We start from the raw sequence: 19,373 nt of genomic DNA, 5'->3' as shown, positions 1-19,373 counted from the left end.
GCTTCGACCACAGGCGGTCGGTCTTGCGGCCTAGCTTCCATACATTGTATGGTTGAACTTCCATACAACGTATGTTTCTGCGGTGCATCCCGCATCGTCGGCGCCGTTGCCCATACCGCCCTGTACAGAGGAGCAACCCATGACCGTCCACTTCACGGACGACCGGCCATCCAGCCCGGAAGACATCGACGCAGTCAAACCCCAAAGACACGGCGCCGATGGGCGTTCGCGCTGGGATCTCAGCACTCTGCGCGAGCTGTGGCGGTTCAAGGACTACGGCCGGCCCGAGCGAAAGTCGCTGGTCCTGGGCGTGCTGATGAACGGCGGGCAAATGGTCGCCAATCTTGCCGCTCCCTGGCCGCTTGCGCTGGTCATCAACGACCTGCTCCAGGACAAGGGCCAAGGCAACGGACAGGGCAAGAGCGGGATCCTGCACGCCGTCGCCGGGTGGTTCGGCGGTTCGTCGATGGCGATGCTGCTGGTCGCGGCGAGCGCCGTGGTGGTGATCACCGCTGCCGCGGGGATGTTCTCCTACCTGGGCGACATGTACATGAACGGGTCCGGCCAGCGGATCACCTCGCGCATCCGCGCGGATGTGTTCGCCTACACCCAGCGGCTGCCGATGGCCTTCCACGACCGGCAGAACGTCGGCGAGCTGACCAGCCGGGTCGTCTCCGACACGTCCACGGTGGAATCGACCCTGCGGGATGTGGGCACCGACCTCGTCCCGTCCGTGCTCACCCTGGCCGGCACCGCCGCCGTGATGGTCGCGGTGGACTGGCGCCTCGGGCTGATCGGGCTCGTGGTCGCCCCGCTGGTATTCCTGACGGCCAACCACTTCGCCGGCCTGACCCGGCAGTACGCCCGTCGCAAACGCGCCGCGACCGGCCACCTGACCGGGCTCGTCACCGAGTCCCTGATGGGCATCCGCACCGTGCACGCGTTCGGCAGCCAGCGGGTGCAGGACCAGCGGTTCGCCACGCAGAACGACAACGTGCTCGGCCTGTCGCTGCACGCGGTCAAGGTCAGCGCCAAGTTCTCCCCCACCCTGCAGTTGGTCGCCGCCGTGGGCACCGCGCTGGTGTTGTTCGTCGGCGGTTACGGAGCGCTGAACGGCTGGTGGCAGGTCGGGGTGCTGGTGGTTATCACCAGCTACCTCAAGACCATGCTCTCGCCGATGAAGTCCCTGGCCAAGCTAGCACCTAGCTTCACCCAGGGCGCCGCCTCCGCCCAACGGATCGCCGACATCCTCGACCAGCCCACCGACCACCAGGGCGCCGAGGAGCCGCTGCCGGCCCGCGTCGACGGCCGCATCGAGCTGCGCAAGGTCACGCTGGACTACGGCACCGGCCGCGGCCCGGTCTTCACCGACGTCGACCTGACCGTCACCCCTGGCGAGCGGATCGCCCTGGTCGGTGACAACGGCGCCGGCAAGTCGACCCTCCTGTCCGTGATCGGCGGCCTCTACCGTCCCACCACCGGCCAGGTCCTGCTCGACGGACACTCGGTCCCCGACGTCCCGGAGCACTGGCTGCACCAGCAGGTGGCCATGGTCCTGCAGGACACCTTCCTGTTCTCCGGCACACTGGTCGACAACATCCGTTACGGCCGCCCCGACGCCACGGACGCCGAGGTGGCTGCCGCCGCCGCGGCGGCCCTGGTCAGCGAGTTCGCCGATGACCTCCCCGACGGGCTCGACACCACCGTCGGCACCGGCGGGACCGGGCTTTCCGGCGGGCAGCGCCAGCGCGTCGGCATCGCCCGCGCACTGCTCGTCGACGCCCCCGTTGTGCTCCTCGACGAACCCACCGCCGGCCTGGACGTTCACGCCGAGGAACTCGTTGTCCAGGCGCTGGGCCGGCTAGTCGAAGGCCGCACGATCATCGCGACGACGCATCGGCCCGCGGTCACTGCGCTGGCCACCCGCACCGTCTACCTGCGCCGGGGCGGCGTCCTGGACACCGAGCTGCCCGAGATCGTTCCGGCAGACTCTTCCGCCGACCGCACCCGCCTCACCACCATCGGAGCCTTCTAATGACCACCACCGCGACGAACACCCGAGAGCCGTCCACCCGCCGCACCAAGTCGTCGAAGAACCAGACGGCGACCGCGTCCCCGCCCACGGCCGGCGAGGTGGTGCTGCAGGCCCTCCTCGCCCAGACCAGAGCGCTTCGGGAGGCCGAGTGCAAGGTGCGCGACGGCGACCCGAAGGGGATCACCAAGATGAGGGTCGCCATCCGCCAGCTACGTTCCATCCTTCGCGGCTTCTCCCGCATCCTCGATCGGCAGGTCACTCGACCGGTGTGCACCGAGCTGGCGTGGCTGGGCCGCCAGCTCGGCGAGGAGAACGACACCCAGAGGACACTCATCGAGCTGAAACGACAGCACGACGCACTGCCGTCGGAGTTGATCGTTGGCCCGGTGTTCGACGACGCCCGGACCCAGCTGGACCAGCTCGCCGTCAGTAGCAGCCAGACCACCCACGCCACGCTCGACAGCGATCGCTACGCCGCGCTCCGTCAGGTGCTGGACTGGCCGCCAGCCGACCCGCCCTTCACCGAGCGCGCGGCGCGGCCCGCGGCGGAGGAACTGCCAAAGAGCATCGCCAAGGCGCTGTGCACGCTCGACCGTCACCTCCTGGCCGCCCAGGCGCTGCCGGCGGGGACGGAGCGGGATGAGGCGTTGCACGACGCCCGCAAGGCCGACAAGCAACTCCGCTACGTGATCGACGTCGCCACCCCCGTCGTCGGCAAACCCGCCCGGCGGCTGGGCCAGCAGGCCAAGAAGCTCCAGGACCTGCTCGGCGAATACCAGGACGCGGCCGTGACCCGCCCAGTGGTGCAAGGGCTCGGTTCCGCCGCGTCCGCCAAAGGTCATCCGACCAGCACGTACTACCTGGTGGACGCCCTGGAGCAGGTCCGCACCGACCGTGTTCTGGAGAAGCTTCCGCGCCGGCTAAGCAGCCTCTACGACGAGGCCGCCTGGCTGCCCAACGCCGCCTCCCTCCAGTACGACCCGGGGAGGTCAGTCGCGCGGACCGAGAGCGGGAACTGAAACGCACCAGAGCCGCCAACTCGAGCGTTACCGGCGGTCGAGGGGACCGCCGCAGCCGAGCGTCGGCTCGGTTTCAACCGACCACCAAGGCCAGACAGCTCCGGCCGCGTCGCGGGCCTGACCCCGCGACGCGGCCGGAACCGAGGCGCACTCCCCGTGGCTCAGAAGTCGTCGTCGAACGAGACGGTGCCGCTGATGGAATGTCCTCAAGATCCATCGCGGGAACGTGGCCCCGGCGATGGACGCCCGAAACTCCCTATCTCACGTCTCCGGGAACATTCAAATGAACGCGCGCATCTAACGGTCCTCCTTGACAATGTTTCTGAGTACGCTCAAAATTGAGTAAACTCATTTTTAGCCTACCGCACGCCATAGAGGAGCAGCACGCCATGAGGGCATTCGTCGTCACCAAGTACAAGGAGCCGCTACGGGCAGCAGACGTCCCTGAGCCGACCGTCGGCGACCGCGATGTGCTGGTCCAGGTCCAGGCAGCTGGGCTCAACCAATTGGACGAAAAGATCCGCCTGGGTGAGTTCAAACAGATCCTCCCGTACAAGCTTCAGCTGATCCTCGGCAACGACGTCGCCGGCACAGTCATCCGTGTCGGGGCGAAGGTGCGCGGATTCAAGCCCGGTGACGAGGTCTACGCCCGCCCCGACAAAGACCGCATCGGAACGTTCGCCGAGCGCATCGCCATCACCGAGGCTGATCTGGCACTGAAACCCGCATCGATCAGCATGGAGGAGGCCGGCTCGCTACCGCTGGTTGCACTTACGGCGTGGCAGGCCCTCGTTGAGCAAGGCAACGTGCGACCGGGGCAGAAAGTTCTGATTCACGCCGGGGCCGGCGGGGTCGGGTCGATCGCGATCCAACTCGCCAAGCACCTCGGCGCCACCGTCGCCACCACCGCAAGTGCCTCCAATGCCGACTTTGTGCGCGACCTCGGCGCGGACACGGTGATCGACTATCGCACGCAGGACTTCGAGCAGTTCATCACCGGGTACGATCTGGTGCTCGACAGCCTCGGCGGGGAGAACCTCGTGAAGTCACTGCGGATCCTGAAGCCCGGCGGGAAGGCGATCGGAATCGCCGGTCCGCCGGACCCGGCGTTCGCGCGCAAAGCCGGTCTTAACCCTGTGCTGCGCCTGGCCATCGCGGGGCTCAGCAGCAGGATCAGGCGGCAGGCGAAGAAGCTCGGCGTCAGCTACGAGTTCCTCTTCATGCGTGCCAGCGGCGACCAGTTGCGCCAGATCACCGCCCTGGTTGACGACGGCGTGCTGCGCCCGGTCGTGGGGCAGGTCTTCGACTTCGCCCAGACCCCACAGGCGCTCGAGTCGCTGGCCAAGGGCGGCCTCCGCGGCAAAGCCGTCGTCACCCTTCCCTCCTGAGCCGCCGGCAGCCATTCACCTCACAGACCACTCAGGAGGACTACCAGCATGAGCAGCTTTGACACCCCGAACGGCTCTGTCGTCACCTCGTACGCGAAGGCGGTCACACGCTCCATCACTTCAGGTGGCGTCACCTACGCTTACCGCGAGCTGGGGCCCAAGGCCGGAATCCCCGTCGTATTCTTCGTGCACCTCGCCGCGACCCTGGACAACTGGGACCCCCGCATCATCGAGCCCATCGCGAAGAACCGCCACGTCATCACCTTCGACCAGCGCGGTGTCGGCGCATCCACCGGGCAGGTTCCCGGCAGCATCGAGGCGATGGCCGACGACGCCTACACGTTCATCAAGGTCCTCGGGTTCGACCAGGTCGACATTTTCTCCTTCTCAATGGGCGGCATGATCGCCCAGGACCTGCTCCTCAAACATCCCGACCTCGTCCGCAAGGTCGTGCTGGCCGGCACCGGGCCGCGCGGCGGCAAGGACATCGACAAGGTCGTCAGCACGACCTACTGGGACATCCTCCGCGCGACCCTGACGCGCGCGGACCCGAAGGAGTTCCTGTTCTTCAACCGCAACGCCACCGGCAAGCCCGCCGCGAAAGCGTTCATCAAGCGCCTGCAGGAGCGCACGGTCGACCGCGACATGCCGATCAGCGTTAGGGCATTCCAGACGCAGCTGAAGGCAATCCGGAGATTCGGCCGCTCTGCGCCGTCGGACCTGTCGCAGCTCACCCACCCCACCCTCATCGCCAACGGCGACAACGACCGCATGGTGCCTTCGATCCTCTCCGGGGATCTGCACCGGCGCATCAAGGGATCCGAGCTGATCATCTACCCCGACTCGGGCCACGGCGGCATCTTCCAGTTCCACGACAGGTTCTCCCCCGTCGCCGTCGAATTCCTCGCCCACTGACCAGGACGTGCGCGATACAACTCGGCCCCAACAGAGCAGAAAGGCGTTGTGGCTCTGCCCGCCCGTGAATACGGGCGGGCAGAGCCATTGGCGTGACTATCCCGGCATGTGGCGTGAAGGCCAAGGCACCAGGCGATCGATTCGGGTGAGATGGGCGGCGCCACCGCGCTCACTTTTGGTGAACGCGGTGGCGCCCGTTGTTCGCTTATGCGTTCGTGTCCACCAGCTGCGGGTAGACCGCTTCGAGGGGTGCGCTGAGTCCGGCCTTGAGCTGGACAGACGTGTCGTCGGCGAGGACCTCGTACTCCCCCGCCTCCATGGCCTCGAATACGGTGCGCACGAGCACGGCCGGGTCGAGCTTCGGGTCGGTCGCGTGCGCGGCCATCGCGGTGTCGACGTATGCGACGTGGACGCCGACGACATGCACGCCGGCGGGAGCGAGTTCGAGGCGGAGGGAGTTAGTCGCGGACCAGAGGGCGGCTTTGGTGGCGCTGTAGATGCCGGCGACGGCGTACCAGCTCAGGGCCGAGTGGATGTCGATGAGCGTCGCTTCGTCCTTTGCTGACAGGACCGGGGCGAATGCGCGGGCTACGAAGAGCGGACCGAGGAAGTTCGTCTCGACGTTGCTGCGGATTTCCTCGTCCGTGTGGGTGAGGATCCCGGGGCTGGAGACCGACGCGCCGGCGTTGTTGATCAGTACGGTCACATCCGGTGCCGCCTCGACCGCTGCCTGGATGGAGGCCGAGTCGGTGATGTCCAAGGCGAGCGGAACGATGCGTTCGTCGTTCCAAATGCGGGGTGTGCGGGCGGAGGCATAAACCTTTGCAGCTCCCCTGGCGAGGGCTTCGTGCACGAACTGCGTGCCGATTCCGCCGTTGGCTCCGGTGATGAGGACGACAGCTCCGTTGAGTGAGGGCATGCGTGTTTCTTCTTTCTGATGGTTCTGATGGCTAGGGGGTGTGTGATGTCGGTGGCGTGCGGCCCGCGACCGACGACTAGGCGTGTGCCAGAGTGGGGTAGTCGGTGTACCCGGCCGCGCCGCCGCCGTACAGGGTTGCCGGGTCCAGCTCGTTTAGCGGCGCGCCGGTGCGCAGGCGCTCGACAATGTCGGGGTTCGCCAGGGCGAATCGGCCCAGCGGCGCGATGTCCGCGAGCCCGGCGTCGATGTCGTCGGCGATCTGCTCGCGGTCGCGCCCGTACCGGACGACGAGGATGGCAGCAGGCCACGTGTCGCGGAAGGACCGCAGCAGTTCGTCGTCACCGAGGTGGTGTACGTGCAGGTACGCAAGTTTCAGGGTGGCGAGTTCGCCGACCAGGTGGCGATATTGTGTCCGGACGTCGGCGGGGTCCCCTTCGTTGATTCCGCCCAGCGGGAACGCCGGTGAGATGCGGATGCCGGTCCGGTCTGCTCCGATCTCGTCTGCTACCGCGCGGGCGACCGCGACGACGAACCGGGACCGGTTCTCCACGGATCCGCCGTATTCGTCCGTGCGGTGGTTCGAGTTCGGCGAGAGGAACTGGTGGAGCAGGTACCCGTTCGCGCTGTGGATCTCCACGCCGTCCGCTCCCGCTGCGATAGCGGAGGCTGCGGCGTGGCGGAACCCGGCGATGGTTGCCTGGATGTCGTGGGCGCTCAGCTCACGCGGCACCGGGGTCTTGTGCGGGCCGGTTGGAGTGAACATGTCCTGCTCGGCCGAGATCGCCGACGGGCCCACGGGCTGACGGTGGTGCGGGGTGTTATCCGGGTGCGCCATCCGGCCGACGTGCATCAGTTGGATGAACAGTGCTCCGCCGCCTGCGTGCACCGTGTCGGCGATCTTTCGCCATCCCTCGATGTGTTCGGGAGTATGGATGCCGGGAGTGTTCAGATAGCCCTGGCCGTCCTCGGACGGCTGTGTGCCCTCGGTGATGATCAGCCCGAGTGAGGCGCGCTGGCCGTAGTACTCCGCGGCCAGCTCGCCAGGGGTGCCGTCAGGGTTCGCGCGGCTCCGGGTCAGCGGGGCCAGCGCGAGCCGGTGCGGCAGCTCCACACTGCCGAGAGTGAATGGTTGCCAGAGGGAGGAAGTCATGCGTGCGATCCTTTGCGTCGTTGGGTTTCGGCGCCACTGTGCCGGGCGGAACACTGGGTTCGACCCTTGCGTGGGAGAATGAACGAAGGAACATTCGAACCCACACAGTAGTGACTACACTCATAACTGAGTGCAGTCAGAATCTATTCCGGAGGATCCATCACCATGTCTCTCGCCTCCCAGCCGGTCGGACGGCGCGAGCGGAACAAGCAGCAGAAGCTGGACCGCATCGTGGCAGCGGCCAGCGAGCTGTTGGCCGAACACGGCATCGAGGACGTCACGACCCAGCAGATCGCAGACAAGGCGGACATCGGCACCGGGACCCTGTTCCTTTACGCCAAGACCAAAGGCGAGCTGCTCCTGCTCGTGCAGAACGCCCACTACGCCGAAGCACTTCAGCAAGGTCGGGCTGATGCTGCAACGATTCCTGGAGTCCTCGATGCGGTGCTGGCAATCGTGCGGCCGATTGTGGAATGCAACCGCGTCCAGGTCGACAACGGGCGCACCTACCTGCGGGAAATGGTCTTCGGTGATCCCGAGGAGCCACGACACAGCGAAGCTCTGTCCATCGTCGCGCAGACCGAGGAGGCCATCGCTGCCGTCCTGGGCAGGCACGAGCTGGCCGGTGCAGGTGATGCCGCAACGACGGCCCGCATCGTCACCGCCATCATGTTCCTCAGCATGGCGGCGACCGTGAACGCCGCATTGAGCATCGACGAGATTGTTCGGGACATCCGGACCCAGGTCGGCGTACTGCTCTCTCGCTGACGCAATCGGCAAGAACCGGGCGCTTGCTGGCTTACGCGTACCCTCGGCGGAGCGGCGTCCCGACGTTTGCCGTCCATGTTTCCGAGCCTGCGCATGTCCCCGTTGACAAGCACGGCCCGACATTTTAAGTTTTCTATGTGCCCGGCGAAGCCCGGGATGGTTTTGCTTCACCCCTTGATAGCTGTGCCAGTTGAGCGGCTACGCCGCCGGACGCAGGAGGCCAAGATGTTGAAGTCACCGCTACACGAATTCGTCAATGACTGCATCGCCCGGAATCAGGACGCTGACGGGCTCACCCAGGAAGAGCTGTACGGTCTATACCTCAGCTGGTGCTCCCTCCGGGGATTCGCGCCCGCCCCAGCCAGAACTTTCAGAGCGGGGCTGCGCGCGGTGAACATCCGGCCCAACCAGCGCGGCGGCCTGTGCACAGGGCTGGCGATGACCGGCCCCGCTGCCTGCGATTACATCCTCCACCGGGAACTCCCGCTCGCATCGCTCCCCCAGGAGATTCAAAGGAATGCCGCCGACGACATCCGATCCGCCCCGATCGGCCAGGAGCCCACGGAAGGAAACGGCCCGGCGTCAGCCCCGGCCGCCTAGGGCCCGTCCGGTACCCGACCGGGGATCACCGGGGGCACGGGCAGGCCCCCACGGTCCGAACCTAGCCCCCGGAGCCCGCACCGTCCGTGACGGCCTCAAGCGCCGCGCCTTACCTCAGCACCCGCTTGGGGTGACCCGGGACGAAGCCCACTCAGGGCCTGGTCCGGGCCGCCGCCAGTTCCCGTTCGAGGCGCCTGATGGTCGCTTCTAGTTCAAGGACGAGGCGGATGCCGGCCAGATTCAGTCCGTCCTCGAGTAGGGCGCTGATCCTGCGCAGGGTCTCCAGATCCTGTTCGCTGTACCGGCGTGTTCCGCCGACCGTCCGGCCCGGTTCCAGCAGGCCCTTTCGCTCGTATAGCCGGAGGTTCTGCTGCCCGGTCCCCACAAGCTCCGCTGCCACGGAAATGGCATACACCGCCACGTTTCTTCCGATTTTCCGCTCCATCAGGTCCTCCTCAAAAATTCCCCAAAAACCCCTTGCTCCAGTTTCACACCAGTGTTATAAAAAATCTATGCCAGCCACCATAGATAATCGGTTGGGATGGAATGACAGGATCGACTGCAAGGAGTGAATAGACCATGCTGATGCGTACCGACCCGTTCCGCGAGCTCGACCGGCTCGCCCAGCAGGTCCTTGGCACCACGGCCCGCCCCGCGGCCATGCCCATGGATGCGTGGCAAGAGGGGGAAGAATTCGTCGTCGCGTTAGACCTGCCCGGAATCTCCGTGGATTCGGTGGACATCGACGTCGAACGCAACGTCCTCACGGTCAGGGCAGAGCGCAAGGACCCGACGGGTGAAAATACGGAGCTGATCGCCGCCGAGCGTCCCCGGGGTGTCTTCAGCCGCCAGCTCATCCTCGGCGACGCGCTCGATACCGAGGCCGTGAAGGCCAGCTACGACGCCGGGGTACTGACGCTGCGGATCCCGATGGCCGAAAGGGCAAAGCCACGGCGCATCGAGATCGAGACCGACAGAAACCAGCGCCAGGAAATCAACGCCTAACCCCCACTGATGGTCCCCGGCTCCTCGTGGACCGGGGACCATCCCGCCACTCAGCCCGGGAAGGAGTCCGATGTGAGCGCTTGGCGCCCGTACGACAGCCAGCTGTTGCCGGCATTCTACGAGCGGTTCGAACAACGCTGGGGAAAGGGAACGGCACCGTTTCTGGATCCCGAGGTGCATGAGCACCCCCTGCCGCGGGCCCAGTGGATCAACCCGGACACCGGTGCTGCCCTCGCGGTGGTACCCATCTGGACCGAAGACCCGCGGCACCGCTCCTTCGGAGTTTTTTATCTCCCTCCGGCCGGCGACATCTGGGTGCTGCGGCCCGGAATCACCGCCTACACAGAGGGTGGCAAGGAAAGTACCCAGGAACAGCTCTCCCTCCGGAACGACGCCTTCAGAAAAGCCGTCAGTCACGCGAAGGAATTCATCTACGGCACCCAGCCCTAGGCCGCGTTGTGCATCGGGCAGAACGACCCCTGCACACCACGTCCGGACGCGGCAGGGAACGCGATATCAACGGCGGCCGAAGCAGACGTGCCAGCCGAGAACAAAGGTATGAAAGGAACTGCGTGGTGTCCTTGGGCTCCGGAACGGCAGGTGACGTGAGCGCCGCTACACCCGCGGACCAAGGCGGTATCTTCGCAATGCTAAACGGCGCCGGCCGGGCATACGTCTGCCCCAGGGGTATTGCTCATAAATAGCTCGAGAAGAGAAAATCCCCATGCTTTCAGGGGCCAGAGCGAGTGAAACTTTTGTCAGCTCGTGGTTCGGTGCTTTTCGGTGGGCGTGTGCTCGCTCGCTCCCCAGCTTGCGAGGAGGCGGAGCCGTTCCGCTGAGGGGGAACCTGGCTCTGCGGTGTAGACCATAAGCACGAGACCTGGCTCTGCGGTGATCGCGAGTTCTTCGTACGCCAGGGTAAGTTCCCCGGCCACGGGATGATGGAAGCGTTTTGTTCCGGAGCCATGGGTGCGTACGTTGTGCGCGCCCCATAGTGCGCGGAAGGTCTCGCTTCGCGTCGAGAGCTCTCCGACGAGGTCCTGCATTGTGCGGTCGTGGGGGTCCCGGCCTGCTTCGGCACGCATGATGCCGACGCACATCTCGCTGAACAGCTCCCAGTCGGGGTAGAAGTCCCGCGAGGCCGGGTCGAGAAATTGGAACCGCGCGAGGTTCGGGGTGCGGCCGCCGTCTCCGATCACCGGCGAGTAGAAGGCGCGCCCCAAGGCGTTGGTCGCGAGCAGGTTCTGGTAAGGGTCCCGGACGAATGCGACGCCCTCGGTAATCGCTTCGAGCGCCCACTGCAGGCTCAAGCGGGCCCCGGCTTGGGTGGTGGCGCGTTTGCGGGGCCTGCCGGAGGTGGGGATGCCATCTGCCGCCCGGGCCAGGTCGAACAAGTGCGCGCGCTCGGTGTCATCGAGCCGGAGGGCGCGGGCGACGGATTCGAGCACGGACGAGGACGCGCCCGCGATGGAACCGCGCTCGAGCTTGGCATAGTACTCCACGCTGACGTCGGCAAGTAGCGCCACCTCGCTGCGCCGCAGCCCGGCCACTCGACGATTCGACCCTGCGGCAATGCCGGCGTCTTCTGGTGTGAGTCGTGCGCGCCGCGACATCAGGAACTCACGCACTTCAGTCCGGTTATCCATGCTTCAAGGGTAAATCGGCGCGCAGGAACGAGGGGTTCCCTCTCGGTACACCCCTCAACAGAGACTCCCCCGCGCACGGAAGTAGAGCTTGACTGGTTGTACCCAACCAACAGGAGAGCAAATTATGCGTGGTGTTGTCATGTACGCCCCCGGTGACGTGCGCGTCGAAGAACTTGAGGATGCGAAGATCGCCGAGCCCACCGATGCGGTGATCCGGCTCGCTGCAACGTGTATCTGTGGTTCTGACCTTTGGCCGTATCGCGGAATCGAGAAGCTGAATGGACCGGTCCATATGGGCCACGAGTATGCGGGCGTGGTCGAGCAGATCGGTCACGACGTGAAGAACGTCAAGGTCGGCGACTTCGTTGTCGGCTCCTTCGTCGCCTCAGATAACACGTGTGAGGTCTGCCAGGCCGGCTACCAGTCCGGCTGCATCCACCGGGTGTTCATGACGGGCACCCAGTCCGAACTCGCCCGCATCCCCCACGCGGACGGCACGCTGGTCCCCACTCCCGGAGTACCTGAGGCAGATCTGCTGCCGTCCCTGCTGGCAGCGTCTGACGTGCTCGGCACCGGCTGGTATGCCGCAGTCGCTGCCGAGGCAGGGCCTGGCAAGACGATCGCCGTGGTCGGAGACGGTGCCGTCGGACTCTCGGCAGTCCTCGCCGCCAAGCAGCTCGGCGCCGAGCGCATCATCGCCTTCAGCCGGCACCCGGAGCGGCAGGCGCTGGCCCGTGAGTTCGGCGCCACCGACATCGTCGAAGAACGCGGCGACGAGGGAGCCGCGAAGATCAAGGAGATGACCGGCGGATACGGCGCCCACGGCGTCGTCGAGGCCGTGGGAACCCAGGAATCCATGTGGCAGGCCATCCACGCCGCCCGCGGTGGCGGCCGCATCGGCTACGTCGGAGTCGGCCACGACGTCGAGCTCAACGGCCTGGACCTGTTCTTCACCGGCGTGCAGCTCGAGGGCGGCCCCGCCCCCGTGCGCCGCTTCCTGCCCGAGCTGATCCGGCTGATCTGGGACCGCAAGATCAACCCCGGCAAGGTGTTCGACCTCACCCTGCCCCTGGAACAGGCCGCCGAAGGCTACAAAGCCATGGACGAGCGCAGAGCCACCAAGGTGCTGCTCACAATCTGATCCAATTCACCTCGCCGAACCGTCCAGGCACGCCGCAGAGGCTGCCGCCCGATAACGGGTAACACGGCAAAGGCCAAAACCCGGGAGGTCTACCCCACGGCCCGTGGGATAGACCTCCCGCCGCGTCCGATCTCCAAGCCCGATCCCGGCGTCTCCGACCCGCACGAAAGGAGCCACATGACAACCGCCCCCACACGAACACCAGCACCGGAAGCCAGGGCACAGCAAAGACTGCCTTTGGTCGCGCTTGTCGTCCTGGCCGCAATGGGATTCATCCTCGTCGCGACCGAAACTATGCCGGCCGGCCTGCTACCCGTCATCGCGGCAGGCCTCCACACCAGCGAAGGAACTGTCGGTCTGCTCGTCAGCGCCTACGCCCTCGGCACGGTCCTCGCCACCATTCCCGCGATCACCTTCACCCGCGGTATGCGACGAAAGCCGCTGCTGCTCGCGAGTATCACCGGACTCGTGCTCGCAAACACACTCACCACGTTCTCCCCTGAGGTTGCACTGTCTCTCGTCTCACGATTCTTCGCCGGCGCGTTCTCGGGAATCATCTGGGGGATGCTCGCTGCCTACGGCCGCCGCATCAGCCCGCCCCAGAACGCCGGGCTGTCCCTGGCCATCGTTTCCACGGGCGCGCCGCTCGGCTTCGCTTTCGGCACCCCCCTCGGCTCCTGGATCGGAACGACCTTCGACTGGCGATGGTCCTTCGGCGCGCTCTCCGTCCTCGCACTCGTCGTCGTTGCACTGATCATCGCGTTCGTCCCTGATGCCCCCGGGCAGCCGGCCACGTCGCGGCTTCCTTTGGGGCGCGTGTTCCGGATCCCCGGAGTCGCCCTCATCCTCGCCGTCATCGTCGCCTGGATGCTCGCACACAGCACCATCTACACCTACATTGCCCCCTATCTCCGCGCCACAGAAACCGACCTCTCCACCGACTTCATCCTGCTGATCTACGGCATCGCATCGGTCATCGGTGTGGCCATCACCGGAGCGCTGCTGGACCGCCACCCCCGGCCCCTCCTGCACCTGAGCGTCACCGCGTTCGTCGCATCCGGAGTCATCCTGCTCATCGGACACACATCTTCCCCGGCCATCGTGATCGCGGCCACCCTCTGGGGCGTCGCCTTCGGCGGCGCGTCAGCCCAGCTGCAGGGCCCGCTGACCACCGCAGGAGGCGAAAACGCCGACGTCGCCAACGCGTTCCTCCCGGTCGCCTTCAACCTGGCAATCTTCGGCGCCGGCATCCTCGGCGCACTCCTCCTGACGCCATTCGACGGACTGGCGCTACCGGTCGTCATGATCGCCCTCGGCATCGCGGCTCTCCTGCTCACCCTGTATGGCCGACGGTCGGCGTTCCCACGCCGCCTCTGAGCAAATCCAGGTAACAGCCTGCAGCTGCCGCGCTGCACACATCGAAAGAAGGATCATCATGACTGACCAGCCCAAGCAGCTCGGAGGCGGCCGCAAGATGTTCGGCGACTTTGCCCCGAAGCTTGCCGAGCTCACCGACGACGTGCTCTTCGAGGACGTCTGGAACCGTCCCGAACTCTCGGCACGGGACCGCAGCCTCATCACCGTGGCCGTACTCACCGCCGGCGGGAACACCGACCAGTTGGGCTTCCACCTCGGCCGCGCCCTGGAGAACGGCGTGACGCAGGAAGAGCTCATCGAAGCCATCACCCACGTCACGCTCTACTCCGGCTGGCCCAACGGCATGGCTGCGATGGGCGTAGCCAAACAGCTCTTCACAGACAAGAAGTAAGGAACATCATCAACATCGAACCCTCCGCGCCCACCTCGAAAAACCCGGCGGCCCAGTTCGCCGGCGACGTGTGGCTCGACCCGATCGCACTGCCCCACGAGTCCACCCAGACCATGGTCGTCGCTACCGTCCGGTTCTCTCCCGGCGCCCGCACCGCCTCCTCCCCCCTCCCTTCGAGTATCAGAGGCCCTCGATTCAGCGGCGGCACGGTTCAAAGATGGACGCGTCACGGCTTTTGATGCCCTCACCAAGCACGTCACTACCCATCTCGCCTGCTTCCTGGACATAGAACACTGGCAGGCCAAGGTCGGAGGAGGCGACAAAATATCGCCATTTGATCTGCGGGTAACGAGCATTTATCGCCTTGAAGGCGACACCTGGGCACTCAACCCCGGGTGTGCAGACGCACATGACCGGCCGGATCTTCGCAGCACCATTTGTCACAGCGGCCGCGCCGCATTGGACATACTTGCGGAGTCCCGGCCTCGACCGACATCCGCTCCTTAGTGGCACACAGCGACGGATTATCCACCGCTGCCCGGACGGCTCTGTCGACATTAGTGTCGGGAAAATCTACATCGACGGGGTGATGTGCCTGAGGCGCATTAACCGAGCGGCCCACTGGCCGGGCCGCCCCGACTTTAGTCGCTGGTCTTTTGTGGTGTGCCTGCACGGGCCAACTCGATGAGGTTTTCACTGGACTTCGGATGAGCCCAGGCGGTGGTTGCGACCGTGAGTTCCGCCCCACATGTTTGGCACCAGGCACCGGAGGCGGACTCGGTTCCACAGGTCGTGCAAATAATGCGCATTGATTTTCCGCCCGGCGACTGCGTGTGCCTCTGCGCCCACACTGTGAGCGCATGCAGGACGGGCAGCGCGTCGGTCCCGGCTGCCGTGAGGCGGTACTCATTCCGGGGGCGGGTTCCCGCGCTGTAAGGCTCGGCGGTCAGAACACCCGCCCCGACCAGGCGCCGGAGGCGTTCACTGAGGACATTGTCGGCGACCCGCAGTTCCTTCTTCATACCGTCGAACCGGTTGTTGCCCAGGAACACCTCCCGCAGCACCAGCAGGGACCACGGATCCCCCAGGACGTCGGCGGCCCGGGCGATGGGGCACTTGTCTTCCGACCAGCTAGTGCGAAGCGGCATCAGGATCCCTTCCAAAGAGGTGCTTACTTTCTTGAAGCAAGTTTATTTACTTTCTTAAAGAAAGCTTGTACCGTGACTCTACGCCACCAACAGGATGAAGCAATCCTTGCCGATCACCGCACCACGATCTCACGCCCCACTGACGACCCCAGCTCCGAGGAGTACGGAATGACTGTTACCGAAATCAGGACCGGGCCGGCAACGGCCGGCCCGGGCGCCCCCTCACCGGGCCCACCATCACCCGCCGACCCTTCGCCCGCCGCCCCGTCGGGCATGCTGCCGTTGAGCCTCTTCGGTGTTCCGCTGGGCCTCGCCGGATTGGGCGCCGGATGGTCCGCGGCCCGGGCCACCCTCGGGGCGCCGGCCTGGCCGGAGGAAGTCCTCTACGGAGCCGCCAGTGCCACCTGGCTCATCCTGACCACGATCTATCTGCTGCGCGGCCTGCGCCGCAAAGGAGCCTTCCGCGCCGATCGCCGGCACCAGATAGCCGGCCCGTTTGCATCCTTCATCCCTCTGGTGGGGATCCTGCTCTCAGCCCACTACAGCGAATACCTTCCCGCATTAGGCATGTGGGTGTGCGTTGCGTTCATCGCCGCCCTTACTGTCGTGGCCACCCAGCTCTTCGCCCACTGGATTACCGGCGGAGTTTCAATGCAAGCCATTCACCCCGGCTACTTCCTGCCCGTCGTGGCCGGATCCTTCGTCGCCAGCATCGGATTCTCCAGCATCCACGCCCACGACGCGGCGCTGGCCGCCTTCGGCATCGGCGCCTTCTTCTGGCTCGTCGTCGGAACCGTCGTCACAGTCCGGCTGATGACCGCAGGCGCTCTCCCCCCGGCGGCCAAGACCGGCCTGTCGGCCTACCTGGCCGCGCCAGCAACCGCAAGCGTCGCCTGGATGGTTTCACACCCGGGACCCATGGGAGCGCTGCAGCTCGGCCTCACCGGAGTGCTGATCATCATGCTGCTCATGCAACTGTTCCTTATCGGCGAGTACCGCAAGCTCCCCTTTAGCCCCCTCTTCTGGGTCTTCACCTTCCCCGTCGCCACCACCGCAAACTACGCCGTCCGCTGGTTCGCCGCAGCGAACCTCCCGGGCCGCGAAACCTATGCCTGGATCGCCCTCGCCCTGGCAACGGCATTCATCATGGCCATCGCCCTCCGCAGCGGGGTGGCGGCCATTGCCGGTATCGCCGAAAAACGCCGGAACAACACACCAGGCCTCGTCTAGACCGACGAGCCACCGCCAGCGGCACGGGCTTCGGAAGCGCTTGGCTCCGCGCAGGGTCCGCCATCGGACCGCCGGTCTCGGTTCCTTGGTCGGTGGCCCGAACCAGTGGTTAGATGTAGATGGCTCGGTTGACTTCGACGACGTCGTCGGAGGTGAGGGTCGCACCGGTCTCGAGCTTTTCCGAGATTGCGGCCATCGCCAGGTCCCTCCGCTGCGAGATCCGATCCTTCTTGGCGGCTGCAAGAGCTTCAGGGATTTCCTGGCGCGTGAGATCGGTGCAGTAAGCGGGAGCTCCCGGCTGCTGGCGCCAGGAATCGGCAAGGGACCCCGCGTCGAAAGCGTCGAACCCGGTGTCCTCCACCAGGCTCACTGCTACTGCCTTGTCCGCCTCGCGGTCCGCGGCAATGGGGATTGCGATGCGATCGGGGTCGCCTGCTGCTTTGCCCTTGGCTTCGAACGACCCAGCCACGATGGCGTTCCAGGCCTTGGCCACGGGACGTCCGAGCTGCTCGGTGATCCATACGCTCTCGACTTGCCCGTCATCGAGTGCCTGCACCTGTCCATCACGCGTGGGGTAGTAGTTCGAGGTATCGACGATGACTGCATCGGCTGGAAGGTTGGCGATAAGGGGTTTGATCGCGGGGATACGACTCAGTGGTATGGAGATAATGAGGGCGTCGACGTCGGTGACAACATCGGTGGCCTCTACTGCCCGGGCTCCTGCTGCCACGATCTCGGGGTTGATGGTCTCCGGACCACGGGAGTTGGCGACCTTGACCTCGTGTCCGGCTCCACTAAGCTTGCGGGCCAGTGTCGCGCCAATGGATCCTGCTCCGAGGATGCCGATCTTCATGTGAATCCCTTCATTGAGCTTGTAATTAGCTCCATTCTGAACCCTTCCATTAGTGTGAAGGTCAATTCGCGTTCACGAAGGAGGGCCCCTATGCGCATTGGTGAGCTATCCAAACGGTCAGGTGTTCCGGCCCGGATGCTGCGGTATTACGAGGAACAGGGCCTGGTGACCCCTCGCCGCCTCGATAACGGCTACCGGTCATATGACGAACATCTCGTTGACCGCGTCGGCAAGATCCGTGGCCTGATCGACGCAGGCATACCGACCCGGATCATAGGGGACATCCTGCCCTGCCTGGATCGACGGCAGACTATCGTGGTCACCGACCCGCACCCAGAACTGCGGGGGATACTTCTCCAGGAGCGTGACCGGATGACCCAGAAGATCGACATACTCGTCCACAACCGTGACTCCATCACCCGGTACATCAAGGCCACGGACTCAGCCTTGGGTGTTGTCGCGGAGAAGACCGCAAGTTAACCTCGCCGCACCTACGCGGCTGGACTTGACCTTCGCTTCAAGTTTCCGCCCGTCAACAGGCTCAAGCGGAGCTGCCCGGCGGCGACGGCTCGGGCCGTGGCCACAGTGGCCAGGCTCGCCGTTGCGGCGTTGCGGCGTTGCGGCGTTGCGACCACGGTTGGACTGGCGCTTCCTCTCTAGTCGGGATCACAGCCGGCGGCCGGAGAATTCGCACTGGCCCTCGGATGGCTAGTCCTTCGCGTAACTCAGGGGCGGGAAATCGCGGGCCAAATCAGACGCCGGTGTAAGCATCCAGCCTTCCCTGTCCTTCTCGTAGCTAATCACCATCGGCGCCTCGGCGCCTTGGGCCGTATCCATCGCCAGCAACAACGCATCCTGCAGCCGCCGTGCATAGTCAAGCCTTTCAGCCTGCGCTCCGACGAGCTCGCTGTTGTCGATAACATGGAAAGCCTTACCTCCCGCGACCACCGTTACCGCATATCCCGTCTCCTCGTGGACCGATCCACGAGAAGTTCTAATTTCAGTGACTTTGGCGGCCCGAATCAGGCCCTGGTCGGCGGTACGAATCCACACGTCACCCATGGAAACTCCCTTGTTCTGTGGGCATCTGCAAATCTACTCCCATTTGACCTAAGCGACTACGCCGCAGCAGCCGGCCGATCGCGCTGCTTCAATTCGTCGGCCTGTTCCCGGCCGGGATTCTCGAGAGTTGCCGCTGTCTCTGACCTAGTTGATTCATTTCCCCTACTACCTCAGTGAATCCGGAAGATGCCTCGCTCTCCGGCGCAGTTACCTCAGCAGCCGATCGTGGAAAGTCCGACTGAGGACCGACGACCCCCGGGCTTCAGCCCTTGTGAAGGTGACCGGGATGTCATTCCAACCCGGCGGGTGGCGTCATCCAGGGAGCTCCACCAGGTTGGCGGTGGTGTGACGGTGAAGCGGCGGCGGCTGATGGACGTAGGAACGATCCGGATGAAATGGTCCTTGCGGCCCGGCGGTGGCCAGCGGCGGTATCCGGTCAGCCTGCGGCGGGCAGTGCGTCCGGGATGCGCGGCTTGGCGTTGCCGGCGAAGGTGAACTTCGCGTCGTCGCCTTCGCCTTCCACATCCACCACCACGATGTCGCCGGCGTGCAGTTCGCCGAAGAGGATCTTCTCGGAGAGCTGGTCCTCGATCTCGCGCTGGATGGTGCGGCGCAGCGGCCGGGCACCCATGGCGGGGTCGTAGCCGCGGGTCGCCAGGAGCACCTTGGCCGCGGACGTGAGCTCGATGCCCATGTCCTTGTCCTTGAGGCGCTTCTCGAGGCGGC

At 65.4% G+C, this 19,373-nt stretch carries 20 protein-coding genes and 2 pseudogenes; 13 read left to right on the top strand and 9 right to left on the bottom strand.

Features of this window, described 5'->3' with window-relative positions; genetic code table 11:
* Nucleotides 1–139: 139 nt before the first annotated feature.
* The 4 genes from BLS42_RS04585 to BLS42_RS04570 all read left to right on the top strand — a co-directional run bounded on the left by BLS42_RS04585 (nt 140) and on the right by BLS42_RS04570 (nt 5,357).
* Nucleotides 140–2,035, top strand: coding sequence for an ABC transporter ATP-binding protein (locus tag BLS42_RS04585; RefSeq protein WP_090577199.1), 1,896 nt, complete (start codon nt 140–142; stop codon nt 2,033–2,035).
* The gene (locus BLS42_RS04580; RefSeq protein ID WP_090577196.1) at nt 2,035–3,054 is read left to right on the top strand and encodes a CHAD domain-containing protein; all 1,020 of its coding nucleotides are present in this window, start codon (nt 2,035–2,037) and stop codon (nt 3,052–3,054) included. Before BLS42_RS04585 ends, BLS42_RS04580 begins: the two co-directional genes overlap by 1 nt.
* Before the next feature lie 389 nt (nt 3,055–3,443).
* Entirely contained in the window at nt 3,444–4,442 is a 999-nt protein-coding gene (locus BLS42_RS04575; RefSeq protein WP_090577193.1) for an NADP-dependent oxidoreductase, read from the top strand.
* Nucleotides 4,443–4,490: 48 nt separating this feature from the next.
* Complete coding sequence (locus BLS42_RS04570; protein WP_090577190.1) at nt 4,491–5,357, top strand: alpha/beta fold hydrolase; 867 nt, start codon at nt 4,491–4,493, stop codon at nt 5,355–5,357.
* A gap of 205 nt (nt 5,358–5,562) precedes the next feature.
* Here the strand turns inward: BLS42_RS04570 and BLS42_RS04565 are convergent, their stop codons facing one another.
* Both BLS42_RS04565 and BLS42_RS04560 read right to left on the bottom strand, forming a co-directional pair.
* Nucleotides 5,563–6,276: an SDR family oxidoreductase gene (locus tag BLS42_RS04565; protein ID WP_090577187.1), complete on the bottom strand. Its 714-nt coding sequence runs from the start codon at nt 6,274–6,276 to the stop codon at nt 5,563–5,565.
* 76 nt (nt 6,277–6,352) lie between these two features.
* Nucleotides 6,353–7,426 (bottom strand): alkene reductase, encoded by a 1,074-nt coding sequence (locus tag BLS42_RS04560; protein WP_090577184.1) that lies wholly within the window; start codon nt 7,424–7,426, stop codon nt 6,353–6,355.
* Nucleotides 7,427–7,591: 165 nt separating this feature from the next.
* Between BLS42_RS04560 and BLS42_RS04555 the strand changes: the two genes are divergently transcribed.
* Nucleotides 7,592–8,194 carry a TetR/AcrR family transcriptional regulator gene (locus BLS42_RS04555; RefSeq protein WP_090577181.1) on the top strand — a complete coding sequence of 201 codons (603 nt, stop codon included), beginning with the start codon at nt 7,592–7,594 and terminating at the stop codon, nt 8,192–8,194.
* 225 nt (nt 8,195–8,419) lie between these two features.
* Nucleotides 8,420–8,794, top strand: a complete 375-nt coding sequence (locus tag BLS42_RS04550) for a hypothetical protein (protein ID WP_143019138.1) — start codon at nt 8,420–8,422, stop codon at nt 8,792–8,794.
* Between the two features lie 151 nt (nt 8,795–8,945).
* On the opposite strand, the gene BLS42_RS04545 is transcribed toward BLS42_RS04550, so the two are convergent.
* The gene (locus BLS42_RS04545) at nt 8,946–9,239 is read right to left on the bottom strand and encodes a MerR family transcriptional regulator (protein WP_090577175.1); all 294 of its coding nucleotides are present in this window, start codon (nt 9,237–9,239) and stop codon (nt 8,946–8,948) included.
* A gap of 134 nt (nt 9,240–9,373) precedes the next feature.
* On the opposite strand from BLS42_RS04545, the gene BLS42_RS04540 reads away from it, so the two are divergent.
* Nucleotides 9,374–9,799, top strand: coding sequence for an Hsp20/alpha crystallin family protein (locus BLS42_RS04540; protein ID WP_090577172.1), 426 nt, complete (start codon nt 9,374–9,376; stop codon nt 9,797–9,799).
* A 72-nt stretch (nt 9,800–9,871) separates the two neighbouring features.
* On the top strand, nt 9,872–10,249 hold the full coding sequence (locus BLS42_RS04535; RefSeq protein WP_090577921.1) for a hypothetical protein: 378 nt from the start codon (nt 9,872–9,874) through the stop codon (nt 10,247–10,249).
* A 308-nt stretch (nt 10,250–10,557) separates the two neighbouring features.
* On the opposite strand, the gene BLS42_RS04530 is transcribed toward BLS42_RS04535, so the two are convergent.
* Nucleotides 10,558–11,445: a helix-turn-helix transcriptional regulator gene (locus BLS42_RS04530; protein ID WP_090577169.1), complete on the bottom strand. Its 888-nt coding sequence runs from the start codon at nt 11,443–11,445 to the stop codon at nt 10,558–10,560.
* Nucleotides 11,446–11,569: 124 nt separating this feature from the next.
* Between BLS42_RS04530 and BLS42_RS04525 the strand changes: the two genes are divergently transcribed.
* The 3 genes from BLS42_RS04525 to BLS42_RS04515 all read left to right on the top strand — a co-directional run bounded on the left by BLS42_RS04525 (nt 11,570) and on the right by BLS42_RS04515 (nt 14,354).
* The gene (locus BLS42_RS04525; protein WP_090577165.1) at nt 11,570–12,586 is read left to right on the top strand and encodes a zinc-dependent alcohol dehydrogenase family protein; all 1,017 of its coding nucleotides are present in this window, start codon (nt 11,570–11,572) and stop codon (nt 12,584–12,586) included.
* A gap of 177 nt (nt 12,587–12,763) precedes the next feature.
* On the top strand, nt 12,764–13,963 hold the full coding sequence (locus BLS42_RS04520) for an MFS transporter (protein WP_090577162.1): 1,200 nt from the start codon (nt 12,764–12,766) through the stop codon (nt 13,961–13,963).
* Nucleotides 13,964–14,021: 58 nt separating this feature from the next.
* The gene (locus BLS42_RS04515) at nt 14,022–14,354 is read left to right on the top strand and encodes a carboxymuconolactone decarboxylase family protein (protein ID WP_090577159.1); all 333 of its coding nucleotides are present in this window, start codon (nt 14,022–14,024) and stop codon (nt 14,352–14,354) included.
* A 641-nt stretch (nt 14,355–14,995) separates the two neighbouring features.
* On the opposite strand, the gene BLS42_RS04505 is transcribed toward BLS42_RS04515, so the two are convergent.
* Nucleotides 14,996–15,502, bottom strand: a complete 507-nt coding sequence (locus tag BLS42_RS04505; protein WP_090577918.1) for a winged helix-turn-helix transcriptional regulator — start codon at nt 15,500–15,502, stop codon at nt 14,996–14,998.
* A 168-nt stretch (nt 15,503–15,670) separates the two neighbouring features.
* On the opposite strand from BLS42_RS04505, the gene BLS42_RS04500 reads away from it, so the two are divergent.
* Nucleotides 15,671–16,732 (top strand): SLAC1 family transporter, encoded by a 1,062-nt coding sequence (locus tag BLS42_RS04500; protein ID WP_090577915.1) that lies wholly within the window; start codon nt 15,671–15,673, stop codon nt 16,730–16,732.
* 109 nt (nt 16,733–16,841) lie between these two features.
* On the opposite strand, the gene BLS42_RS04495 is transcribed toward BLS42_RS04500, so the two are convergent.
* The gene (locus BLS42_RS04495) at nt 16,842–17,651 is read right to left on the bottom strand and encodes an NADPH-dependent F420 reductase (protein ID WP_090577156.1); all 810 of its coding nucleotides are present in this window, start codon (nt 17,649–17,651) and stop codon (nt 16,842–16,844) included.
* 24 nt (nt 17,652–17,675) lie between these two features.
* Here BLS42_RS04495 and BLS42_RS04490 point away from each other — a divergent pair, with 24 nt between their 5' ends.
* Nucleotides 17,676–18,065 carry a MerR family transcriptional regulator gene (locus BLS42_RS04490; protein ID WP_090577153.1) on the top strand — a complete coding sequence of 130 codons (390 nt, stop codon included), beginning with the start codon at nt 17,676–17,678 and terminating at the stop codon, nt 18,063–18,065.
* 228 nt (nt 18,066–18,293) lie between these two features.
* Here BLS42_RS04490 and BLS42_RS04485 read toward each other — a convergent pair whose 3' ends face one another.
* The 3 genes and pseudogenes from BLS42_RS04485 to BLS42_RS04475 all read right to left on the bottom strand — a co-directional run.
* Nucleotides 18,294–18,647 (bottom strand): hypothetical protein, encoded by a 354-nt coding sequence (locus BLS42_RS04485; protein WP_090577150.1) that lies wholly within the window; start codon nt 18,645–18,647, stop codon nt 18,294–18,296.
* 212 nt (nt 18,648–18,859) lie between these two features.
* Nucleotides 18,860–19,057, bottom strand: a pseudogene (locus BLS42_RS20485) (hypothetical protein); the annotation flags it as partial.
* A gap of 26 nt (nt 19,058–19,083) precedes the next feature.
* Nucleotides 19,084–19,373 (bottom strand): annotated as a pseudogene (locus BLS42_RS04475) (NDP-hexose 4-ketoreductase); the annotation flags it as partial.

The sequence above is a fragment of the Arthrobacter sp. ov407 genome, from assembly GCF_900102895.1.
Lineage (GTDB): Bacteria > Actinomycetota > Actinomycetes > Actinomycetales > Micrococcaceae > Arthrobacter.
Note: the sequence above shows the minus strand (reverse complement) of the source record. Positions and strands in the feature narration are given on the sequence as shown.

Bases quoted from the DNA above. Each gene is read 5' to 3' on its own strand.
- BLS42_RS04585 (WP_090577199.1), top strand. From the start codon at position 140: ATGACCGTCCACTTCACGGACGACCGGCCATCCAGCCCGGAAGACATC.
- BLS42_RS04580 (WP_090577196.1), top strand. From the start codon at position 2,035: ATGACCACCACCGCGACGAACACCCGAGAGCCGTCCACCCGCCGCACC.
- BLS42_RS04575 (WP_090577193.1), top strand. From the start codon at position 3,444: ATGAGGGCATTCGTCGTCACCAAGTACAAGGAGCCGCTACGGGCAGCA.
- BLS42_RS04570 (WP_090577190.1), top strand. From the start codon at position 4,491: ATGAGCAGCTTTGACACCCCGAACGGCTCTGTCGTCACCTCGTACGCG.
- BLS42_RS04565 (WP_090577187.1), bottom strand. From the start codon at position 6,276: ATGCCCTCACTCAACGGAGCTGTCGTCCTCATCACCGGAGCCAACGGC.
- BLS42_RS04560 (WP_090577184.1), bottom strand. From the start codon at position 7,426: ATGACTTCCTCCCTCTGGCAACCATTCACTCTCGGCAGTGTGGAGCTG.
- BLS42_RS04555 (WP_090577181.1), top strand. From the start codon at position 7,592: ATGTCTCTCGCCTCCCAGCCGGTCGGACGGCGCGAGCGGAACAAGCAG.
- BLS42_RS04550 (WP_143019138.1), top strand. From the start codon at position 8,420: ATGTTGAAGTCACCGCTACACGAATTCGTCAATGACTGCATCGCCCGG.
- BLS42_RS04545 (WP_090577175.1), bottom strand. From the start codon at position 9,239: ATGGAGCGGAAAATCGGAAGAAACGTGGCGGTGTATGCCATTTCCGTG.
- BLS42_RS04540 (WP_090577172.1), top strand. From the start codon at position 9,374: ATGCTGATGCGTACCGACCCGTTCCGCGAGCTCGACCGGCTCGCCCAG.
- BLS42_RS04530 (WP_090577169.1), bottom strand. From the start codon at position 11,445: ATGGATAACCGGACTGAAGTGCGTGAGTTCCTGATGTCGCGGCGCGCA.
- BLS42_RS04525 (WP_090577165.1), top strand. From the start codon at position 11,570: ATGCGTGGTGTTGTCATGTACGCCCCCGGTGACGTGCGCGTCGAAGAA.
- BLS42_RS04520 (WP_090577162.1), top strand. From the start codon at position 12,764: ATGACAACCGCCCCCACACGAACACCAGCACCGGAAGCCAGGGCACAG.
- BLS42_RS04515 (WP_090577159.1), top strand. From the start codon at position 14,022: ATGACTGACCAGCCCAAGCAGCTCGGAGGCGGCCGCAAGATGTTCGGC.
- BLS42_RS04505 (WP_090577918.1), bottom strand. From the start codon at position 15,502: ATGCCGCTTCGCACTAGCTGGTCGGAAGACAAGTGCCCCATCGCCCGG.
- BLS42_RS04500 (WP_090577915.1), top strand. From the start codon at position 15,671: ATGACTGTTACCGAAATCAGGACCGGGCCGGCAACGGCCGGCCCGGGC.
- BLS42_RS04490 (WP_090577153.1), top strand. From the start codon at position 17,676: ATGCGCATTGGTGAGCTATCCAAACGGTCAGGTGTTCCGGCCCGGATG.
- BLS42_RS04485 (WP_090577150.1), bottom strand. From the start codon at position 18,647: ATGGGTGACGTGTGGATTCGTACCGCCGACCAGGGCCTGATTCGGGCC.